The following is a 21,965-nucleotide window of genomic DNA, read 5'->3' on the forward strand; positions in this document are numbered from 1 at the left end:
TGTGGCAGCCTGCGCCCGATCCCGCCCCCGGAGACAGCCATGCCTCGCCCCCCTCGCGCCGCCGTGACCTGCCCTAGGGTCGCCCGGCCGCAACGCTTTCACTGGGCGGGAATCTGCTGTAGAAACGTCCCGTTGTCCCGCCGCGCTTGCGGTCGATCCGACACCTGCTAAAGCCGGAGCGAATGACACCGAATTTCGCCCTTTCGCTCTCGTTCGACGGTCTGCGCCTGCTGATGCGGGGCGACGCCGGATGGCTTCTCGTGGGCGAGGTCGCCCTCGACGCGCGCGACATGCGCGCCGCCCTCGCCGACCTGCGCCACCGGGGCGAACGTCTCGCCGGCGGCCCGTTCGAGGTCAAGCTGCTGATCCCGAACGAGCAGATCCGCTACCTCGCCCTCGACGGCACCATGGCCACCGAGGAGCAGGTGCGCACCGCGCTCGACGGCGCGACACCCTACCCCGTGCCCGATCTCGTCTACGACTACACAAAGGGCGGCGGGCGCACCTTCATAGCCGCCGTCGCGCGGGAAACGCTGGAGGAGGCGGAGTCCTTCGCGCGGGAGCACGGGATGACGCCCGTCTCCTTCGCCGCGGTGCCCGAGCCCTTCACCTTCGTGGGCGAGGTCGTGTTCGGCCCGGTCTCTTCCGATCCCGACCGCCCGGTGACCCGCGACCCTGATCCCGTCCGCGTGGTCGGTCGCGCGCATCTGCCCGGCGGCCCCGCCCCCCTTGCGGAGGCCGAGGCCGCAGCGCCCGATGCCGGGCCCGAGGCCGCGATCGCCCCCGGGGCGGCCGCCCCGACGCAGGACAGCGCCGCGGAGGCGACGCGCCCCGATGCCGACGAGGCGCTCGCGCCCCTGGCAGCGCAGGAGTCGCCCGAGCGGCCGGACGACGGCCCCGGACCGGAGGCCGATCCCGTCCCGGCCGAGGCGGCACCCGACCGCGATACCGATGCGACGGCCGAAGATGCCGCCCCGCCCGCGGCGCCTCTCCCCGACTTTGCGGCGGAAAAGTCCGACACCCTGTCGCCGGACCGCACCGCGGAGGATGACAGCACGCCCGTCACCGCCGCACCCCCCGTCGCGGAGGACCCCGGGGAGGACGACGACGCAGCCCCGATGCTGGTCTTCTCCTCCCGACGCGCCCGGACCGACGAGATGGCGACCCCGCCCGAGGTCCCTGTCACGGATCTCCGTGCGCGCCTGTCGATGCCCCCCGTTCCCGAGGCGCCCGAGCCGGAGCCCGAACCCGCCCCGGGAGCGGGGACCGCGTCCGAGCCCTCCGCGCCCCCTGCCGAAACCGAACCGGGATCGCCGCCGACCGCGCCCGCGCGGCCCGCGATCTTCTCCCGCGCCGCCCGCACGCCCCAGCCCCCCGGGGCCGCCTCGACCCGGACGGTCGACACCCCCTCCTCCCCTGCCCCGGACGCCGAGATGGCTCCCGCGCCGCCGCCCGAAGCGGCGACACCGGACGCCGAACCGCCGCGGGCGGACGATCCGCCGCCTCCGCCCCCGCGGCGCATTCCGCTGGTCTCCGCATCGGCCGGGCCCACCGTGCCGGGGCCGGCCGGCGCGCCGCCGCTCCGGGTTGACCGGGCCTCTCCGCCGACGCGCCGGCCCGCCTTCCTCGACGGCCTGTCCTCGCCGGACGACCCGCCCCCGGCGCGGCCCAGCTGGCGCGAGACCCTGGCGCAGAGGATGCGCGGCAAGGCCGCCGCCCCGGACGAGGCATCCTCCGCCGAGCCTGCTCTGCCCCCGTCACCGCCCGCACCCGCCCCGGCACCGCCGGCGAAACCCGCGGCGAAGCGCCCCGCGCTCGCCTTCGCGGCCACGCGCGACACGGCACGCGACACCGAGCCGGCCCCCGCCGCCCCGCGGATCGTCGCCGCGCCGAACCCCGCCGACGCCCTGACGCCCGGTGCCGCTTCCACGCTGACCGCCGAACGGACGGCCCCCTCCGGCGCTGCCGCGCCCGTGCCGCCGCCCGACCTCTCCCTCAAGAACAGCGAGTCGCCCGCCGCGCCCGAGGCGCCGCCGGAGCGAAAGCCCGCCGGTCCCCGCATCCTGCGGCGTGGCGAGGCCCCGCCGGCGCCCGCCGGCACTGGCACTGGCACTGGCACAGGCGCCGCCGTTGCCGCGGGCGGCGAGCGCGCACGGATGACCGTCTTCGGCGCCCGCCGCGCCGAGGAGAGCCGCGCCGTCGGCGGCAAGCCCCGTTACCTCGGCCTCATGCTCACGGTGATCCTGCTGGTCGCCATGGCCGTCGTCGCCGCCATGGCCGGCGCGCCCGAGGCGCTGTCGCGGCTCTTCACGCCGCGCGAGGAGGCGACCGAGGTTGCCGCAGCCCCTGCTCCGGCCCCTGCCAACGCCCGAGGCCTCTCCCTCGGCGCGCCCCCCGTCGCGGTGCCCGCGGCCCCGGGCCTGCCCATCGCCTCACCCGAAAGCCCGGCCGAAGCCGAAGCCGAAGCCGGAACACCCGAGCCGGAGACAGAGGCCGTAGCCGTGGCCGCCGCACCCGAGGTCGCCGACCGCGCGCCCGAGGCCTTGGCGCTCCCCTCCGGACCCGCCGAAGGCACCCCGGTCGAGACCGTGGCGGCAGCGCCCGAACCTGCCGCGCCCCGGGCCGCGCCCGCGCCCATCGGCCGCGTGCTGAGCCCCTCGGAGGCGCAGCGCATCTATGCCGCGACCGGCGTCTGGCAGCGCGCGCCGCGGATCCCCGTGACCCCGCGCCCGGACCAGGACCCGGGCCTCGCCATCGCCGCCGCGGCCGAGCGGCCCGGACGGCCCCCGCTTCCCGGCCGGCCGATGGATGTCGCCCAGGTCCTGACCGACGTGCGGATACCCACGCCCGCGGACCCGCCGCCGCCCGGCAGCGGGTTCGAGCGGGACGCCCGCGGCTTCATCCTCGCGACCGCCGCGGGAACGCTGACGCCCGACGGCATCCTCGTCTACGCCGGTGCGCCGCCTCTGATGCCGGACCTGCGCCCGGGAACCACCGCGCCGCCGCCCGACGCCGCGGATCTCGCCCCCGAAGGCGCGGTGGCCGAAGCCGCCGCCGGAACTCTCGTGATCGAGGCCGTGCCCGACCTCGTGCCGCCCCTCCGGTCCGAGGATCTGGCCGCCGCCGACGGGTCCGACCCGGCGGAGGCCGCGACCGAGGCGGCCGCGGAGGGCGCCGGGACCGGGGCATCACCCGGCGTCGCGCTGGTGCAGTCCCCGGCCATCGTGCCGCCGGTCCGCCCGGCCTCCGTCACCGCGCGCGCCATCGAGGCATCCGGCGCCGAGACCGCCGCGCTCGCGGCGGAAGAGGCCGCCCCTGCCCCGCCCTCCGACAGCGCCGCAGGCGCAGGCCCCGCCCCCGGCGTCAGCTTCGTCGCCACGCCCGCGATCGATCCGCGCAGCCGTCCCTCCGGCTTCGCGCCCCTCCCGACGCCCGCGCCCGCCGCCGCCGAAACCCCGGCGGAGGCTCTGCCCGATGACCCCGCCGCGGACGCGCCGAGCGGGGCGGAGGCCCCCGCCTCCGGCGTCGCCTTCATCGAGACCCGCGCGATCCGGCCGCCCTCCCGGCCCGCCGGCCTCGCGCCCGGGGAGGCCGCCCCGGCCGAGGCAGACGTTCCCGCGCCCGAGCCTTCCGATGCCGCCGCGCCGGCAGGGGCCGCGCCGCGGACGGACGTGGTCTACGTCTCGACCCGGGCGATCGACCCGCCTTCCCGGCCCGGCAGCCGCCCCGCTGCCGCCGCCGCGGTGGCGGCCGTGCTGCAGGAGCTGCAGGAGCCGCCCCCTGTCGACCCTCTCGCGCGGCCCGATACCGTCGCCGGGGCCGCGCCCGAGGCGTCCGCCGCCGCGGCGACTCCCGTCCAGCGCGTCGCGACACCGGCCGTCACCCCGCCCGTGCGCAGCGCCGGCGTGGTCGCCCGGGCCGCTGACCGGCTGGAGGCGGAGCGCGCCGCCATCGCCGCGCGCGCGGCCACCGTCCAGGTGGTGGAGACGACGCCGGGCGGTGTCTCCCTCGCCTCCCTCGACCCACCGCTCCGGCCCGACAGCATCCTCGCAGCCGCCCGCGCCGCCGCCCCCGGCCCGGCGACGGAGGCCGCGACCGAGGTCAGCCTGCGTCCCCGGGCCCGGCCCGGCGACCTCGCGCCGGAGACGGAGCTGGCCGAAGCCGACGACGACGCGGCCGAGTCAGAGGCTGAGGCAGAGGCCGCGGCCGCCGAGGCTGCCTCCCGGCGCAACGCCGAGCTTCTGGCAGCGGCCGCCGCCGCCGCCAACGCCCTCGGCGCCTCGGTGCCGGGCCTCGCCACCGCCACGCCTCAGGCCGTGGCCTCCTCGATCCGGCCCGACGCGCGCCCGCGCAACATGGCGACGCTCGTCGATCGCGCCCGCCAGCAGCAGCAGCGCGACCAGGCCCGGACCGCCGCCGCCGCGGCCCCCGCGCCCGCTGCCGCACCGCAGAGCACCGCGGCCACCCGGGTTCAGCCCTCCGGGCGGACCTCCAACACCGTCGCCGCGGCAGCCACGATCGACAATGCGATCAACCTCAACCGGATCAACCTGATCGGCGTCTACGGCCGGCTCGACGACCGCCGCGCCCTCGTGCGGCTCTCTGGCGGACGCTATGTCCGGGTGGCCGTGGGCGACCGGCTCGACGGCGGGCGGGTCAGCGCCATCGGCGACGGCTACCTGACCTATGCCCGGGGCGGCCGGAACGTGCGGCTCGACGTGCCGGGCTGAGGCGGGGCGCGGTCGACCCGGCCGGCGCCGAGCCGCCCGCCCCTCAGCCCCCCGAGACGCCCGCCTCCGCGAATGTCGCCATGCCCGAATGGCACGCCAGCGCCGCGCGCAGCACCCCCAGTGCCACCGCCGCGCCCGAACCTTCGCCCAGCCGCAGCCCCAGGTCGAGCAGCGGCCGCTTGCCCAGCTTCTCCAGAAGTCGCCCGTGCGCGCCCTCGGCCGACAGATGCCCGGCGACGGCGTGATCGAGCGCGCCAGGGCCCGCGCGCTCCAGCACCGAGGCCGCGGCGCAGGCGATGAACCCGTCGAGGATCACCGGAACCCGCGCCATCCGCGCCGCCAGGATCGCCCCCGCCATGGCGGCCAGTTCCCGCCCGCCCAGACAGGCGAGCGCCTCCAGCGGATCGTCCAGCGCCGCGCCATGCCGCGCCAGCCCGGCATCCACCGCCGCCGCCTTCCGGGCGAGGCCCGCATCGTCGACGCCTGTCCCGCGCCCGACCCAGTCCGCGCCGGCGCCTCCCCAGAGCGCCGCCGCCAGCGCCGCCGCCGAGGTCGTGTTGCCGATTCCCATCTCCCCCACGATCAGCAGGTCCGCCGCCGGATCGAGCGCCGCCCGCCCGGCCTCCATCGCCGCCGCCACCTCGGCCCCGTTCATCGCCGGGCCTTGCGTGAAATCCGCCACCGGCCGGTCCAGCTCCAGCGCCACCACCGACATCGACGCGCCAAAGGCCGTCGCGAGCTGATTGATCGCAGCGCCCCCGGCCTCGAAATTGGCCACCATCTGCGCCGTCACCTCCGCCGGAAAGGCAGAGACGCCCCGCGCCGCCACCCCGTGATTGCCCGCGAAGACCGCGATCTGCGGATGCTCCAGCACCGGCCGGCCCGTGCCGCGCCACGAGGCATACCAGGCCGCCAGCTCCTCCAGCCGGCCCAGCGCGCCCGGCGGTTTCGTCAGCACCGCGTCCCGCGCCCGCGCGGCGGCAAGGGCGCCGGCATCGGGACCGGGCAGCGCGGCAAGCGCGGAGCGGATATCGTCGAGGGAGGAAAAGCGCATCATCGTGACCTTGTCGTTGACCCTGCCCCCTCATTATCCCATGGGCCGACAGACAAAAGGGACGGACGCGACCGACCATGATCAGGGCCAGAGTCTCCGAGGCCGGCGCGGCGCTGGCACTGCTCACGCGGCTGCCTGCATCCTTTGCCGACCATGCCGCGGGGCACCGGGCGGCCTGGGCCTGGCCGCTCGCAGGTGCGGCCGTGGGCCTGATCGCCGCCGCCGCCGCCGAGGCCGGACGCACGCTCGGCCTGCCGCCCGCCGCCGCCGCCGCGCTTGCGCTGACCGCTGCGGCCCTCGTCACCGGCGGGTTGCACCATGACGGGCTCTCGGACATGGCCGACGGCGTCGGCGGCGGGCGCGATCCCGCGCGGCGGCTCGAGATCATGCGCGACAGCCGCGTCGGCAGCTACGGCGTGCTCGCCCTGATCCTCTCGACGCTCCTCGCCTGGACCGCGCTGACGGCGCTGCTCACCACGGAAAGCGCCTGGCTGCCGCTCCTCGCCACCGCCATGGCGAGCCGCGCCGCCATGGCGGGCGTGGCCGCCGGGCTGCCCTTCGCCCGCAAGGACGGTCTCGCGCGGCTCACAGGCCGGCCCGCGCCGGCGCTGGCGCTGATCGCCGCCGCCCTCGCGCTCCTCGCGGCGCTCCCGCTGGGCGCCGGCGCCGTCGCCGCGCTGGCGCTCGTGACCGCCACCGCCGCCCTGGTCACCGCGCGCATCGCCATGCGCAGGCTCGGCGGCCAGACCGGCGACGTGCTCGGCGCGACCCAGCAGGCGGCCGAGGCAGCGGGCCTTCTGGCCCTCGCCGCCCTCCTCTGACGGACCTCAGCAGCGCATCGCGGCGGCCAGGCTCTCCCGGTCCGCATGCGGACCCATGTCGCGGCTCTCGAGCCGACCGTCCGCCGTCAGCCGCGTGGCGATGACGCGGGCCCAGTCGGCGGAGGCGGTGATCATCTCCACCCTTCCGCCACAGAGCCTCAGCCCGCCGCCGATATCCGCCTCCCCGATCCTGTGGTTGGTGAGGCCTCCGGCCGAACCCACCTCCTCCAGCCCGGCCCCGCGCACCCGCCAGACCCGCAGCACCTTCGCCAGATGCGGCCGGTCCACATAGGCGATCTCCACATGACCGTCGCCGTCCAGGTCGGCGATCCCCACCGGCGCCAGCCAGCGGAACCGCGTCCCGATATGGGGCGTCGCCGCAAGGAGGTCCCCCGCGCCGTCATAGATCGCCAGTCGCGCGCCCAGCTCCGCGTCGCTTTCCACGACCACGACCTCCGCCCGCCCGTCGCCGGTCACATCCTCCACGCGCGGCGCGGTATCCTCGAAGACCCGCGCCTCGGGCAGGCGCAGCACCACCGCGCTGCCGTCCCCGCGCACCAGGCGCAAGGCGCCCCATTCGAGATCGTCCCCCAGCACGCCATGGGGATAGCGGTCCGTCGGCTCGAGATACTCCGCCGCGACGACGCCGGGCGCAGCCTCTGCCGCCGCAGCCCCCGCCCAGACCACCGCCGTCAGGGCCCACAGAACCGGGCCCCCGCGCATCAGATCTGTTTTTCGGGCATCTGCACCACCAGCCCGTCGAGCGCATCCGTCACCTTGAGCTGACAGGTCAGGCGCGACCGCTCGGGGTCCGGCTGGTAGGCGAAATCGAGCATGTCCTCTTCCATCGCGTCCTTCTCGGGCAGCTTCGCCACCCAGTCGGGTGCGACGTAGACATGGCAGGTGGAACAGGCGCAGGCGCCGCCGCAATCGGCCTCGATGCCCGGGATGCCGTTGTCGCGGGCGCCTTCCATGACGGTCATGCCGGTGGCGACCTCGACAACGTGTTCGGTGCCGTCGTGCTCGATGTAGGTGATCTTCGCCATTCTGCCCTGTCCCTTTCGTCAGCCTCGGACCCGCGCCTATCTAGTGCCCGCGCGTCCATGGTGCCAGTGGCATCTTCGCCGCCCTCCGCCCCGCAAGCCCCGGGGGCGTCTTTGCGGCGGGCCGGACCTGCGCTAAGGTCGCCCCGACAAGAGGGCAAGAGACCCCGGACCATGAGAGCAGTTCCCCGCGCGGCGATCCTCTGCGCCAGTCTTCTGGCCCCGGCCGCCTGCGGCCTGAGCCCGACCGATCCGCGCCCGGAGGTCACCCGCAGCGCCTCGGGTGTCGAGCGCGCGCGCATCGATCCCCATGCCGATGCCCGCGAGATCGGCCGCGACGCCGAGGGCCGGTGCTGGGGCCGCCTCGTCACACCCGCGGTCGTGGAGACCGTGACCGAACAGATCATGGTCCAGCCCGCCGAGATCTCGTCGGAGGGCCTCGTCCAGTCGCCCGCAGTCTATCGCACCGTCACGCGCCAGCGCATCCTGCGCGAACGTCGGGTGCGGGAGTTCGAGGCGATCTGCCCCGAGGCGCTCACCCCCGATTTCTCGGCCTCCCTGCAGCGCGCCCTGATCGCCCGGGGCGACATGGCGAACAGCGTCACCTTCGCGATGGATGCCCCGACCCGGGCCGCCATCCGGGACCTGCAGGCGCCCGCCGGGCTCGACACGCCGATCCTCGCCCGCGCCACCGCGGTGGAGCTGGGCCTCGTCCCGCTCCGGCCCGAGGAGATCGCCGAAATCTCCCGGGGCTAGCGCGGTCCACGCGCAGCGACAGGTCGGCCCGCGGCGCCGCGAACCGCCCCCGCCCCGCGCGCCGCCAGGGTGCGGCGAAACCGCCCCGACCGGGACCGCCGGGCCGCGACCGGCGCCCCGGTGGCGCCCCGCCTCCCGCGATCCGCACCCGGGGGATCGCGGCGGGAGCGCCGCGCCGTCGCCGGTCTTTCGGCCACCATCCTGCGCCGGCGTCGCGCGGCGGAAACCCGCCCCCCCCGAAAAGGACGGGGGCGCCCCCGAAAGGACGCCCCCACGTTTCCGGCGAGTCCCGGGGGATCACTGATCGCCCGAGCCCTCTCCGTCATCGCTCTCTTCCAGAAGGCTCAGCGCCACGAAGCGCGGATCGCCGCCGCGGCGCACGAGGAGCAGCAGAGAGGTGCGGCCCGCGTCGCGCGCCTCGGTCACCCGCGACTCGAGGTCCTCGACGGTCGCGACGTCCTGCTGGCCGGCCTCGGTGATCACGTCACCGGCGAGGAGACCCTTCGACGCCGCCTCGCTCTCGGGATCGATCCCGGTGATGACAAGCCCCTCTTCCGCCGAGAGACCGTACTGCTCGGTCAGCTCCTCGGTGATCGGCGACAGGGTGAGGCCGAGCACGCTCGTCTCCTCCGGGGCGGGTTCCTCCTCGGGCATGTCGCCCGCGGCGGGGAAGGCCTGCGCCTCCATCGTCTCGCGCCGGCCCAGGGTGACCACGAGCTCCGTCATCTCGCCGCTGCGCAGCACTTCGAGCGGGACGTCCTTGCCCACCGGCGAGTTGCCGACGATGCGCACCAGTTCGCGCGTGTCCTCGATCTCCACGCCGTCGAAGACCAGGATCACGTCGCCCGCCCTCATCCCGGCATCGAGCGCCGGACCTTCGGGCACGTCCGTGACCAGCGCGCCGCGCGCCACGTCGAGCCCGTCGATGGCATCCACCATGTCCGGCGTCACGTCTTGGATGCGCACGCCGAGCCAGCCGCGCCGGGTCTCGCCGAACTCCCGGAGCTGGTCGACCACGTTGGTGACCACGTCCGAGGACATAGCGAAGCCGATGCCGATGGACCCGCCCGTGGGCGACAGGATCGCGGTGTTCACGCCGATCACCCGCCCTTCCATGTCGAAGAGCGGCCCGCCCGAATTGCCCCGGTTGATGGCGGCGTCGGTCTGGATGTAGTCGTCATAGGTGCCCGAAAGCTCCCTGTTGCGGGCCGAGATGATGCCCGCGGAGACCGAGAAGCCCTGCCCCAGCGGGTTGCCCATGGCCATGACCCAGTCGCCCACCTCGGCGGTGTCGCCGGAGCTGTTTCCGAACTCGACGAAGGGCAGTTCCTCGCCCTCGGGCGGCTCGACCTTCAGCAGGGCGATGTCCGTGTTGGGATCGGTCCCGATCACCTCGGCCACCAGCTCCTCCTCGCGGTCGAAGAACTCGATCAGGATCTCGTCGGCATCCTCGATGACGTGGTTGTTCGTGACGATGTAGCCGTCCGGCGAGATCACGAAGCCCGAGCCCAGGGCCGAGGACCGGCGGGGGCCGTTGCGGTCGGGCAGGTTCTCGAAGAAATCCTCGAAGGGCGATCCTTCGGGCACCACGCCCTGAGGGCCGGTGCGGCTGGCGACCGTGGTCGAGGTGGTGATGTTGACGACCGAGGGGCTGACCTGCCGCGCCAGTTCGGCGAAGGACAGCGGCCGGTCGTCGAGCTCGGCTTCGGCGGAGAGCGACTCCTGCGCCGCTGCGGGCAGCGCCTGGGAGAGCGCCACGGCCGTACCGAGCGCGAAGCCGGTCAGGGCCGTGCGAAGGCGCGGCGCCCGGGGCACCTCACCTGACGCGGGAGCGATGGCCTGTGGGATCAAGGGTGCATCTCCTCTTCATGAACGTATCCGATCCGGACAGGCAGCGCCGCCAGGATCATCCGGTGACCCTGAAGATATGATGAACCGGGCGCAACTCAAACTCCGCGCACAACCTGTCACCGGTCCGTGACGCCCCTGCATGCGCCCCCGGCGCGCCCCGCTGGCGACACCGGAGCTTGCGCAGATCGTGGACGATGGCATACAATCCGCCCATGAGTCACCGGTCCGACAGTTCCGACAGCACCGGCATGGGCCCCCTGCGGCGCGTGGCCGTGGGCGTGCTCTCGGGCCTGCAGCCGCGGCGCGAGACGGCCGAGGTCGCGGCCTGGCTCGACGATCAGACCCCGGGCCGGCGCAACGCGATCGTGGCCGGCGTGCTGGGCGGGCTTCTCGCGGGGGCGCTGCTCTTCGGGGCGTTCGGCTGGATCGGGATGCTCGTCTATCTGCTGATCGTCATCTTCCTCGTGAACTGACGCGCCCCCTGCGGCAGCCTGCCGCAACGTCGCGCCAAGGCCCTTGATCCCCTTTGCTTAATCTCGCGCATACAATTGTATGCCACTGATTTCGCGTCATTTTTCGTGAACCATCCCGGACGGCCCGCCGTAGTGACCGCAGAACGACACAGACAGGATGGAGACTGACGATGATCGACCTGATCGGAATGCTGATGTTCGGCACGCTCGGCTTCTTCGCCGTGCTCGCCTATGTGAACGCCCGCACCACGCAGAAGCTGAAGGGCAAGATGCCGAAATCCACCCTCGCCCGCGACAGCGCCCACTGGCGCATGGCCCGCGAGCGCGCCGCGGCCCGCGGCTGACAGCCTCCTCCGCCGCCCCTGCGTCGCGGGGCGGCGGCCCGACTTGACCTTCGCGTGACGACAGGCGACCCGTCCGGCAGCCCTGCCCCCGACGGAGACGCCCATGGACAGCCCTACCGACAGCCAAAGCCTGAAACCGAGGCTCGAGATCGTCGCGGCGGACACGTCCCATGTGGACGGGATCGTCGCGCTTTCGGCCCGCGTCTACCCGGAGGAACCGCCCTATACCCGGGGCCAGATCCTCGGCCAGATCCACGGCTTTCCGGGCGGCGTCTTCGTGGCGCTCTACGCCGGCGAGGTGGTGGGCTACGCCGCATCCACCCTTCTGGCCGAGCAGCGCGTGCTGGCGCCCCATACCTGGGCCGAGGTCACGGGCGGCGGCTACGGCTCGCAGTTCAACGCCCGCGGCGACTGGCTCTACGGGGTCGAGGTGATGGTCGATCCGGCCCGGCGGCGCCTGCGCATCGGCCAGCGCCTCTACCGCGCCCGCGAACGCCTCTGCCTCGAACGCGGCCTCAAGGGCATCGCCTTCGGCGCGCGCCTGCCCGGCTGGCGGCGCCACAGGAAAAGCCACGACACGCCCGAGGCCTATCTCGAGGCCGTGCGCGCGGGCATCCGGCGCGATCCGGTGCTGGCCTTCCAGATGAAGGCCGGCTTCGAGCCCGCCCGCCTCCTGCGCGACTACGCCCCCGACGACCGCGCCTCGGGCGGCCATGCCGCGCTGATGCTCTGGCGCAATCCCCACGTCGACGAGGCGGCCGCGGACCAGCCCCTGACGCGCCCCGATCCCGAGACCGTGCGCGTGGCCTCGGTGCAGCTCCGCGCGGCGACCCTGAGCGATCCCGAGCAGTTCTACCGCAACGTCGACTACTTCGTGACGATCGCCTCGGAATACGGCGCGGATTTCGTGCTCTTTCCGGAGTATTTCACCCTGCAGCTCCTGTCCTGCGACGGGGTCGAGCTGCCCCCCCGCGCCGCCATCGAGCGCGCCGCGACCTTCACCGACGAGTTCGTCGCCCGCCTGCGCCAGATGGCCCTGTCGAAGGCCATCAACATCGTGGCGGGCACCCATCCCGTGCGGCGCGGGGACGGCATCTACAACGTGGCCCACGTCTTCCTGCGCGACGGCGCGGTCCACACCCGCGACAAGGTGCACCCGACCCCGGACGAGGTCGCCTCCTTCGGCATCCTCGGGGGGCGCGACGTGGACGTGATCGACACCGACTGCGGCCCCATCGGCGTGGCAATCTGCTATGACGCGGAGTTCCCCGAACTGCCCCGCCGCCTCGCCGACGAGGGCGCGCGCATCCTCTTCGTGCCGCAGAACACCGACACGGTCCACGGCCACCTGCGCGTGCGCTACTGCGCCCAGGCCCGCGCCATCGAGAACCAGTGCTACGTCGTGACCTCGGGCATGACCGGCAATCTCGACAACGTGTCGAACATCGACATCCAGTACAGCCAGGCCGCGATCCTGACCCCCTGCGACTTTCCCTTCGCCCGGGACGGCATCGCCGCCGAGGCGAGCGAGAACGTCGAGATGATCATCGTGGCCGACCTCAACCTCGCCTCCGTCCGCTGGGCCCGCGCGCAAGGCTCGGTCCGCAACCTGCGCGACCGGCGCTTCGACCTCTACCGCACGCGGTGGTCCGACGGCGGATAGGAAGGGGTTTCGCCGCCTTCGGCGGCGACCCGCCGGGGGGCTTCGCCCCCCGGACCCCCCTCGGTCTCGTCCTGTCCACCGGGGGAACGGTGGGAAGGGGCGCTCCCGAAGGGAGTATTTCAGGCCAGATGAGGAGGGGGCGGGGCGCGCTGTGCGGCGCGCGGTCCCCGGCCCACGACAAAGGGCGCCCGGGGGGCGCCCTCTCCGTCCGGTCCCGGCGGGGTCAGCTGACCTTGGTCAGCAGCTCGTCCAGCGATTTCTTCGCATCGCCGTAGAGCATCCGCGTGTTTTCCTTGAAGAAGAGCGGGTTCTCGATCCCCGAATAGCCCGTGCCCTGCCCGCGCTTCGACACGATCACCTGCTTGGCCTTCCAGACCTCCAGCACCGGCATCCCGGCGATGGGCGAGTTCGGATCGTCCTGCGCCGCCGGGTTCACGATGTCGTTCGAACCGATGACGATGGCCACGTCGGTGTCGGGGAAATCCTCGTTGATCTCCTCCATCTCGAGCACGATGTCATAGGGCACCTTGGCCTCGGCGAGGAGCACGTTCATGTGCCCCGGCAGACGCCCCGCAACGGGATGGATGGCGAAGCGCACCTCCTTGCCCTTCGCGCGCAGGCGCCGCGTCAGCTCGGCCACGTTGGTCTGGGCCTGGGCCACCGCCATGCCGTAGCCCGGCACGATCACCACGCTGTCGGCATCCTCGAGCGCGGAGGCGACATCGTCGACCGTGGTGGCGACCATCTCGCCCTCCACCTTCATCTGCTCGCCCGTGGACCCGCCGAAGCCGCCGAGGATCACCGATACGAAGGACCGGTTCATGGCCTTGCACATGATGTAGCTGAGGATCGCGCCCGAGGAGCCCACGAGGGCGCCCACCACGATCAGCAGATCGTTGCCGAGGGAGAAGCCGATCGCCGCCGCCGCCCAGCCGGAATAGCTGTTCAGCATCGAGACGACCACGGGCATGTCCGCCCCGCCGATCCCCATGATCAGGTGATAGCCGATGAACAGCGCCAGCAGCGTGAGCAGCACCAGCGTCCAGGACCCCGACCCGCCGAGATAGAGCCCGGCGAAGAGAACCGAGAGCGCCACCGCCGCCGCGTTGAGCGCATGCCCGCCCGGAAGCTTCTTCGCCGCCGTGTCGATCTTCACCGGCAGAAGCGAGGAATTCCCGGCGAGCTTGCCGTAGGCCACGACGGAGCCGGTGAAGGTCACGGCGCCGATCCAGATGCCCAGCACCAGCTCGACCCTGAGAATGGTGATCTCGACCGCAGACTTGCCGGCGATGAGCTGGCCGAAGGGCGACAGCCCCTCCAGCACGTCGCGCGACAGCCGCGCCAGCGTCACGCCGTCCTCGGACAAGGCGCCGAGCACGAGGTTCTCGCGCTCGAAGAGGCCGCTGACGATGTTGATCATGATGTCGGCATTGAAGCCCACGAACACCGCCGCGAGGCCCACGAGGCTGTGCATGATCGCCACGAGTTCGGGCATCTGCGTCATCTGCACCCGCGTGGCGAGCTGGTAGCCCACCGCGCCGCCGATGGCGATCAGGATGAGCGACAGTACCCAAAGTCCCGCGCCGGGGCCCACAAGCGTCGCGCAGACGGCGAGCGCCATGCCGGCGATCCCGTACCAGATTGCGCGCTTGGCGCTCTCCTGGCTCGAAAGTCCCCCGAGGGACAGGACGAAAAGAACCGCGGCGACGGCATAGGCCGCGAGAGTGAAACCGGTTTCCATGTGCCCCGCCCCTTCAGGATTTCTGGAACATGGCGAGCATCCGCCGGGTGACGAGGAAGCCGCCGAAGATGTTCACCGCCGCCATCAGGATGCCCGCCGCGGCGAGGATCGTGATGAGCACGGACTCCGCCCCGACCTGGATCAGCGCGCCCAGGATGATGATCGAGGAGATCGCGTTCGTGACCGCCATGAGCGGCGTGTGCAGCGAATGTGCCACCCCCCAGATCACCTGGAAGCCCACGAAGACCGCGAGGATGAAGATGATGAACTGCGCCATGAAGCTCGCCGGCGCAACGAGGCCCACGGCGAGAAGAAGGACCGCGAGGACGGAAAGGAGTGCCACCTGGCTCCGGGTCTGCGCCCTGAAGGCCGCGACCTCCTGCGCGCGCTTCTCCTCGGCGGTCAGCTCCTTGGGCTTGTCCTTCTTGGGCTGCGCCGCGATGGCCGCCACTTTCGGCGGCGGCGGCGGATAGGTGATCTCGCCGGCATGCACGATGGTGGCGCCGCGGATCACGTCATCCTCCATGTTGTGCACGACCGTGCCGTCCTTCTCGGGCGTCAGGTCCGTCATCATGTGGCGGATGTTGGTGGCATAGAGCGTCGAGGACTGCGTCGCCATCCGGCTGTTGAGGTCCGTATAGCCGAGGATCGTGACGCCATTGTCGGTGACGACCTTCTCGTCCTTCACCGTCAGCTCGCAGTTGCCGCCGCGCTCGGCGGCGAGGTCCACGATCACCGAGCCCGGCTTCATCGCCTCGACCATGTCCTTGGTCCACAGCACCGGCGCCGGCCGGTTCGGGATCAGCGCCGTGGTGATGACGATGTCCATGTCGGGCGCGATCTCGCGGAACTTCTCGAGCTGCTTGGCCTGGAACTCCGGCGAGGACGGCGGCGCATAGCCCCCGGTCGCCGATCCGTCGGGCAGCTCGCTCTCCTCGAACTCGAGGAAGACGAACTCCGCCCCCATCGATTCGATCTGCTCGGCCACTTCGGGCCTGACGTCGAAGGCGTAGGTGATGGCGCCGAGCGAGGTGGAGGTGCCGATGGCGGCGAGACCCGCCACGCCCGCGCCCACGACCAGCACCTTCGCGGGCGGCACCTTGCCCGCCGCGGTCACCTGCCCGGTGAAGAAGCGGCCGAACTCGTTGCCCGCCTCGATCACCGCGCGGTAGCCCGCGATGTTGGCCATGGACGACAGCGCGTCCATCTTCTGCGCGCGGCTGATGCGCGGCACCATGTCCATGGCGATGACCGAGGCGCCCTGGGCCCGCGCGGTCTCCATCAGCGCCTCGTTCGAGGCCGGGTAGAAGAAGGAGATCAGGAGCTGCCCCTCGCGCAGCCGCGCCGCCTCCTCCTCGGTGGGCGGGCGCACCTTGGCCACGATCTCTGCGGCGGCCCAGAGCGCCTCCGCATCCGCCACCACCTCGACGCCCGCTTCGGCATAGGCGGCATCGGTGAAGCCCGAGGCCAGGCCGGCCCCCGCCTCGATCACGCACTGATAGCCCAGCTTCTGCAACATGCCGGCGGAGGCTGGCGTCATCGCCACGCGCGCCTCGCCGGGCAGGATTTCCTTCGGTGCGCCGATTTTCACGGGCAGATCCCCCTCGTTCGCCGATCGTTCGGGGCTGAGTATAGCGCGCAAGAATGTTTCACAAGAGCCCGCACCCCGGTCAGAGCCGCAATTTATCCCGGGATTCCCTAAGCTGCAATCGTTTGCGACCTCCCGCACAGGGATTGCGCATCCGGCTCTCGCTTTCGCGCCCCGCCTCTCCTTTTCCACCCCGGAAATGGCCTGGAGAGCCCGGGGACCGCCCGGGGCGCGCCGTCGGTCCGCGCGACAAGGGCGACGCCCGGCGCTCGCGCCCTTTCCCCCGGCGCCCCGCTCAGACCCAGCGCCGCGTCCGCTCGCAATAGGCGGCGAAGTCCTTGCGGAACTTCCGCCGCAGCCGGTCCTCCTCGGGCAGGATGAAGCGCCGCTCGATCCACCAGACGAAGACCGGCACCAGGGGCAGCGCCAGCGGCGCGTCCCAGTAAAGGATGAGCCCCGCCAGCACGAGCACATCCCCGAGGTAGATCGGATTGCGCGTGCGCCGGAAGATGCCCGAGGTGACGAGATGATCCGCCTCGAGATGGGGGATCGGCGTGGTCCGCCGCCTGCGCATCTCGACCAGGGCGAGACCCATCAGGATGACGCCCCCGCCCACCATCAGCCCGCCGAGGAAATCGGCCCAGGGCCCGCCCAGCGACAGGGCCGAGACCTCCCCGATCCACCACGCGAGGCCCAGCGCGAGCGCCAGCCAGACAGGCGGGATGTCGATCCATTTCCACAACGGCATGGCGGGAGATAAGCACAGCGCCAGGCGCAAGGCGAGACCGCCTTTCGGGACGGAGGAGCCGCCTGTTGCCCCGCGCGTCGCGCCGCTCTAAGGCGCTCCCATGACAGATTTCGCCGCCACCCGCCGCCTCTTCGACCTGCCCGAGGGCATCGCCTATCTCGACGGCAATTCCCTCGGGCCCCTGCCGAAGGCCGTGCCCGCCCGCCTCGAGCAGACGCTCCGCGCCGAATGGGGCAGGCTGGCCATCGGCGGCTGGAACCGCGCCGGCTGGATGGAGGCGCCTGCCCGCATCGGCGACCGCATCGCCCGGCTGATCGGCGCGCCCCCGGGCAGCGTGACCATGGGCGACACGCTGTCGGTCAAGGTCTACCAGGCCCTGGCCGCCGCGCTCGACCTCAATCCCGACCGCCGGGTGATCCTGTCGGACACCGGCAATTTCCCCACCGATCTCTACATGGCCGAGGGGCTGATCCGCAGTCTCGGCCGGGGCCACGAGCTGCGCCTCGTGGCCCCCGAGGCCGTGGCCGAGGCCATCGACGAAACCACCGCCGTCCTGATGCTGACCGAGGTCGACTACCGCACCGGCCGGCGCCACGACATGGCGGCGCTGACCGCCCGCGCCCATGAGGCGGGCGCGCTCGCGATCTGGGATCTCGCCCATTCCGCCGGGGCTCTGGCCGTCGATGTCGCCGCCGCGGGGGCCGATTTCGCCGTCGGCTGCACCTACAAGTTCCTCAACGGCGGACCCGGCGCGCCGGCCTTCATCCACGTCGCCCCCGCGCACGCCGATACCGTGCGCCCCGCCCTCTCGGGCTGGCTCGGCCACGAGGCGCCCTTCGCCTTCGATCTCGACTACCGCCCCGCCGCCGGGGTGGACCGGATGCGCGTGGGCACGCCGCCGGTGCTGGCGCTCACGGCCCTCGACGCCGCGCTCGATGTCTTCGACGGCATCGACATGGCCGAGCTCGAGGCCCGCTCCCGCACCCTCTCCGAGCGCTTCCGCAAGGGCGTGGAGGCCCGCGGCCTGCCCCTCGTCCTGGCCTCCCCCGCCGATCCCGCGGCGCGCGGCAGCCAGATCTCCTTCCGCTTCCCCGAAGGCTATGCCGCGATGCAGGCCCTGATCGCCCGCGGGGTCGTGGGCGATTTCCGCGCGCCCGACATCATGCGCTTCGGCATCACGCCGCTCTATGTGGGCGAGGCCGAGATCGATGCCGCCGTCGAGACGCTCGACGCGGTGCTGACGGATCGCCTCTGGGACGATCCCGCCTTCAGGACCCGCGCCGCCGTCACCTGAGCGGTTCCGTTCCGGGAACAATCGCCCGAGAGACGCCGCAATTGCATCCCAATTCTGACGCCTCGCCCCTCTAGCCGGGGGGCGCAGAGGGGAAGTCCACGCGCCCCGCTGTTCCGCGAAGTGCTGCGGCAGGTGCAAGAACATGGCGATCGCGACCGAGTTGAACATCAACAGCGCCGTCTCGGCGATGGACCTCGCCGAGGAGATGTTCGGCGCGGGCGTGACCATCGTCAGCGCCTCGATCGCCGGCGACCCGGTCCAGTACGGCATCTATTCCGACGGTCTGGCCACCTCCCCCGGCGTCGTGCCCGCCGACAGCGGCGTGATCCTGTCCACCGGCAACGTGAGAAGCTTCACCAACGGCGACGGCAGCACCAACACCAACACCGCGGGCAACACCTCGACCGACACGGCGGGCGGCATCAACAACGACCCGGCCCTGAACGCCGCCGCGGGCGTGCGCACCTACGACGGGGTGATCTTCGACGCCACCTTCATCCCGGACGGCGACTGGATCACGATGCAGTTCGTGTTCTCGTCCGAGGAATATCTCGAATACGTCAATGCCGGCTTCAACGACCCGTTCATCGTCTACATCAACGGCGTCCTGACGCCGATCACGCCCGACGGGCAGACCGTCGCCATCGACACCGTCAACCCGACGACGAACGCGAACCTCTTCATCAACAACCCGGCCTCGACCGACCCCTTCAACACCGAGATGGACGGGTTCACACGGACCCTGACGCTGAAGGCGCCGGTGAACTCCGGGCAGGAGAACACGATCCGCATCGGTCTTGCCGACGCGGGCGACGCGCTCTGGGATTCCAACGTCCTGATCGCCGCGGACAGCGTCCAGACGGTCGCCATGGCGATCAACGACACCGTGTCGCTGGAGGCCGGCACGACCCGCATCTTCGACGTGCTCGGCAACGACGTGGACACGCTCGGCGGCGGGCTGACGATCACCCAGATCAACGGCTCGGCCATCGGTCCCGGCGACACCGTGACGCTGACCACCGGCGAGACCGTCACGCTCAATTCCGACATGACGCTGACCGTGACCGCGGGACCCGCCGCAACCACCTCGGTCTTCACCTATTCGGTGGTCGACGTCATGGGCAACACCGACGTCGGCTACATCACCGCGACCACGGTCGTGACCCTGACGCCCGACGGCACCGTCGACGGCACCCTCGGCGCCGACCTCATCGACACCTCCTATACCGGCGACCCGGACGGCGATCTCGTCGATGCGAACGACGCCACCGGCGCGCAGGGCACCGTCGGGGACGACGACATCATCATGGCCTTCGGCGGCGACGACACCGTCTTCGCGGGCCTCGGCAACGACATCGTCTTCGCCGGCGCGGACGACGACACCGTCTATGGCGGCGAGGGCGACGACACGCTCCACGGCGACGCGGGCGACGACAGCCTCTTCGGCGACATCGGCAACGACAGCCTTTACGGGGGCGAAGGCAACGACACGCTCGAAGGCGGGGCCTGGTCCGACGAGATATACGGCGGCGCGGGCGACGACGTGATCACCGGCGACGACCCGAGCCCGGGCGACGCGGTGCAGGTCTCCTTCGAGGATTTCCAGTCCGGCGCCTCAGGCTGGAGCGACGCCACTACCTCGACCGGCGGGGAGTTCACCACCTTCCTCGGGCGCTTCGCGGGCACCAACGGCAATTCGAGCGGCGGGCCGCTGACCGAGAAGACCTACGACCTGGCCGAGGGCTATTCCGGCGTCGTCATCGAGTTCGACCTCTACATCATCGACAGCTGGGACGCGAACAACCCGGGCTCGAGCGCCGGGCCGGACGGCGACGCCTTCCAGCTCTACGTCAACGGAACCCAGGTCGCCAACGAGCTCTTCAGCGCCTTCGATCCCGCCTTCGAGGGCGACCGGACCGGCACGGTCACCCTGGACGGCGTCGAGTACAGCTACAGCTTCGTGCTCGAGGAAAGCGGCCCGCTCGGCTTCTCCGGCAGCTGGTCCGACCAGATCTGGCGCGTCCGCCTCGAGGCGGACGACTACACAGACGGCCAGATCACCCTCAGCTTCGGCTCGACCACGAACCAGGCCCTCGCCGACGAATCCCTCGGGATCGACAACATCACGGTGGTCTCCACCAACGACACCTCCGTCGACATCGCGCTCGCCGGGGGCGACGACACCCTCTACGGCGATGCGGGCGACGACTCGATCTTCGGCGGGGCCGGCAGCGACAGCCTCTACGGCGGCACCGGCAACGACCTGCTCGACGGCGGCGCCGGCGACGACACGCTCTCCGGCGACGAGGGCGACGACACCCTCTACGGCGGTCCCGGCGACGACAGCCTGTTCGGAGGAGCGGGCAACGACACGATCCTCGGCGGCGCCGGCAACGATTTCGTCGAGGGCGGCGACGGCGACGATTTCATCAACACCCGCACCACGCCGGGGACCGGCCTGCCCGACGAAGGCTACGGCACCCCCGGCGATCCGCTCTACTATCCCGCCGACCCGAACCCGTTCAACGACATGGACACGGTGTTCGGCGGGGCCGGCAACGACACCATCCTGACCGGCGACGACAACGACATCGTCTTCGGCGGCGACGGCAACGACAGCATCGACGCGGGCTTCGACGACGACGTGGTCCACGGCGATGCGGGCGACGACACGATCGAGGGCAACGAAGGCAACGACACCGTCTTCGGCGGCGCGGGCGACGACGTCATCTACGGCGACGTCGCGCCGACGAACCCCGACTACGCGCTCTACCTGCCCTACGAACTGCCCAACGACGGCACCGACCTCGCGCCCGGCAACAATGCCGACAGCCTCTACGGCGGGGACGGAAACGACACGATCTACGGGCAGGACGACAACGACCTTCTCGTCGGCGGCGACGGCGACGACACGCTCTTCGGCGGCGCCGACGACGATACGCTCGAGGGCGGCGACGGCGACGACGTCCTGTCGGGCGATGCCGGCAACGACACGCTCTTCGGGGGCGGCGGCAACGACACCATCGTCTTCGACAGCGGCGACACGGCGGACGGCGGCGCGGGCGACGATCTCTTCGTCCTCGAGGACCTGGGCGAGACCGGCGACATCTTCATCTACGGCGGCGACACGGACGAATCCGCCGGCGGCGGCGACGTCCTTCAGCTGGGCGATCTGGCCGATCTCTCCTCGCTCACGATCACCGGGACCACGACCAACGCCAGCGGCAACGCGAGCTCTTCCGGCTTCATCACCCTCGACAACGGCTCGATCCTGACCTTCGAGGGGATCGAGCAGATCATCTGTTTCGCCAAGGGCAGCCGCCTCGCGACCGAGCGCGGTCTCGTGGCGGTGGAGGACCTGCGCCGCGGCGACCGCGTCGTGACGCGCGATCACGGCCTGCAACCGGTGCGCTGGATCGGCCACCGGACGGTTCCGGCCCGCACCCGCTTCGCGCCGATCCGCATCCGCGCCGGCGTCCTCACCGGGCTCGAGACCGATCTCGTCGTCTCCCCCCAGCACCGCCTGCTGTTCCAGGGTTACCGGGCGGAGCTGCTCTTCGGCGAGCGCGAGGTCTTCGTGGCCGCGACCCATCTCGTGGACGGGCGGGACGTCACGCAGGAGGAGGGCGGCCTCGTCACCTATTACCACCTCATGTTCGACGCCCATGAGGTGATCTACGCCGAAGGGGCCGCCACCGAGAGCTTCCATCCCGGCGACGTGGGCCTGAATGCCGTCGACGACGCCGCGCGGCACGAGCTTTTCGCCCTCTTTCCCGAACTGCGCGGCGATCCGGCCGCCTACGGCGACACCGCCCGCCGCTGCCTCAAGCGCTTCGAGGCGCTCGCCCTCACCGCCTGA

Annotated in this window: 15 protein-coding genes; 8 read left to right on the forward strand and 7 right to left on the reverse strand. The window is 72.2% G+C overall.

Annotated features, from left to right (window positions below; genetic code table 11):
* Positions 1–182: 182 nt before the first annotated feature.
* Positions 183–4,730: a hypothetical protein gene (locus EAT49_RS13385; RefSeq protein ID WP_123642790.1), complete on the forward strand. Its 4,548-nt coding sequence runs from the start codon at positions 183–185 to the stop codon at positions 4,728–4,730.
* 43 nt (positions 4,731–4,773) lie between these two features.
* Here EAT49_RS13385 and cobT read toward each other — a convergent pair whose 3' ends face one another.
* Positions 4,774–5,787 (reverse strand): nicotinate-nucleotide--dimethylbenzimidazole phosphoribosyltransferase, encoded by a 1,014-nt coding sequence (cobT, locus tag EAT49_RS13390; protein ID WP_123642791.1) that lies wholly within the window; start codon positions 5,785–5,787, stop codon positions 4,774–4,776.
* Between the two features lie 74 nt (positions 5,788–5,861).
* Here cobT and cobS point away from each other — a divergent pair, with 74 nt between their 5' ends.
* Complete coding sequence (gene cobS / locus EAT49_RS13395) at positions 5,862–6,605, forward strand: adenosylcobinamide-GDP ribazoletransferase (protein WP_123642792.1); 744 nt, start codon at positions 5,862–5,864, stop codon at positions 6,603–6,605.
* A gap of 6 nt (positions 6,606–6,611) precedes the next feature.
* Here cobS and EAT49_RS13400 read toward each other — a convergent pair whose 3' ends face one another.
* Together EAT49_RS13400 and EAT49_RS13405 are read right to left on the reverse strand one after the other, a co-directional pair.
* On the reverse strand, positions 6,612–7,328 hold the full coding sequence (locus tag EAT49_RS13400) for an FG-GAP repeat domain-containing protein (protein ID WP_123642793.1): 717 nt from the start codon (positions 7,326–7,328) through the stop codon (positions 6,612–6,614).
* Positions 7,328–7,651, reverse strand: coding sequence for a 2Fe-2S iron-sulfur cluster-binding protein (locus EAT49_RS13405; RefSeq protein ID WP_123642794.1), 324 nt, complete (start codon positions 7,649–7,651; stop codon positions 7,328–7,330). The genes EAT49_RS13400 and EAT49_RS13405 overlap by 1 nt, the downstream gene beginning before the upstream one ends.
* 171 nt (positions 7,652–7,822) lie before the next feature.
* On the opposite strand from EAT49_RS13405, the gene EAT49_RS13410 reads away from it, so the two are divergent.
* A complete protein-coding gene (locus EAT49_RS13410; RefSeq protein ID WP_123642795.1) occupies positions 7,823–8,404 on the forward strand; it encodes a peptidoglycan-binding protein in 582 nt (193 codons plus the stop codon).
* Positions 8,405–8,701: 297 nt separating this feature from the next.
* Here EAT49_RS13410 and EAT49_RS13415 read toward each other — a convergent pair whose 3' ends face one another.
* Positions 8,702–10,255, reverse strand: coding sequence for a Do family serine endopeptidase (locus tag EAT49_RS13415; RefSeq protein WP_425459526.1), 1,554 nt, complete (start codon positions 10,253–10,255; stop codon positions 8,702–8,704).
* A 212-nt stretch (positions 10,256–10,467) separates the two neighbouring features.
* Here EAT49_RS13415 and EAT49_RS13420 point away from each other — a divergent pair, with 212 nt between their 5' ends.
* From EAT49_RS13420 to EAT49_RS13425, 3 genes are all read left to right on the forward strand, one after another.
* Positions 10,468–10,728 carry a hypothetical protein gene (locus EAT49_RS13420; protein WP_123642796.1) on the forward strand — a complete coding sequence of 87 codons (261 nt, stop codon included), beginning with the start codon at positions 10,468–10,470 and terminating at the stop codon, positions 10,726–10,728.
* 170 nt (positions 10,729–10,898) lie between these two features.
* Positions 10,899–11,072 (forward strand): hypothetical protein, encoded by a 174-nt coding sequence (locus EAT49_RS21240; RefSeq protein ID WP_185020753.1) that lies wholly within the window; start codon positions 10,899–10,901, stop codon positions 11,070–11,072.
* A 103-nt stretch (positions 11,073–11,175) separates the two neighbouring features.
* Positions 11,176–12,735 (forward strand): bifunctional GNAT family N-acetyltransferase/carbon-nitrogen hydrolase family protein, encoded by a 1,560-nt coding sequence (locus tag EAT49_RS13425; RefSeq protein ID WP_123642797.1) that lies wholly within the window; start codon positions 11,176–11,178, stop codon positions 12,733–12,735.
* Positions 12,736–12,958: 223 nt separating this feature from the next.
* On the opposite strand, the gene EAT49_RS13430 is transcribed toward EAT49_RS13425, so the two are convergent.
* The 3 genes from EAT49_RS13430 to EAT49_RS13440 all read right to left on the reverse strand — a co-directional run bounded on the left by EAT49_RS13430 (position 12,959) and on the right by EAT49_RS13440 (position 16,812).
* A complete protein-coding gene (locus EAT49_RS13430; RefSeq protein ID WP_123642798.1) occupies positions 12,959–14,476 on the reverse strand; it encodes an NAD(P)(+) transhydrogenase (Re/Si-specific) subunit beta in 1,518 nt (505 codons plus the stop codon).
* A gap of 13 nt (positions 14,477–14,489) precedes the next feature.
* Positions 14,490–16,067, reverse strand: a complete 1,578-nt coding sequence (locus EAT49_RS13435; protein WP_123642799.1) for a Re/Si-specific NAD(P)(+) transhydrogenase subunit alpha — start codon at positions 16,065–16,067, stop codon at positions 14,490–14,492.
* 292 nt (positions 16,068–16,359) lie between these two features.
* Positions 16,360–16,812 (reverse strand): methyltransferase family protein, encoded by a 453-nt coding sequence (locus tag EAT49_RS13440; RefSeq protein ID WP_123642800.1) that lies wholly within the window; start codon positions 16,810–16,812, stop codon positions 16,360–16,362.
* A 100-nt stretch (positions 16,813–16,912) separates the two neighbouring features.
* Here EAT49_RS13440 and kynU point away from each other — a divergent pair, with 100 nt between their 5' ends.
* A complete protein-coding gene (gene kynU / locus EAT49_RS13445; RefSeq protein WP_123642801.1) occupies positions 16,913–18,106 on the forward strand; it encodes a kynureninase in 1,194 nt (397 codons plus the stop codon).
* A 142-nt stretch (positions 18,107–18,248) separates the two neighbouring features.
* Positions 18,249–21,965 carry a Hint domain-containing protein gene (locus tag EAT49_RS13450; protein ID WP_123642802.1) on the forward strand — a complete coding sequence of 1,239 codons (3,717 nt, stop codon included), beginning with the start codon at positions 18,249–18,251 and terminating at the stop codon, positions 21,963–21,965.

It is taken from the genome of Histidinibacterium lentulum (genome assembly GCF_003789055.1).
GTDB lineage: Bacteria > Pseudomonadota > Alphaproteobacteria > Rhodobacterales > Rhodobacteraceae > Oceanicola > Oceanicola lentulus.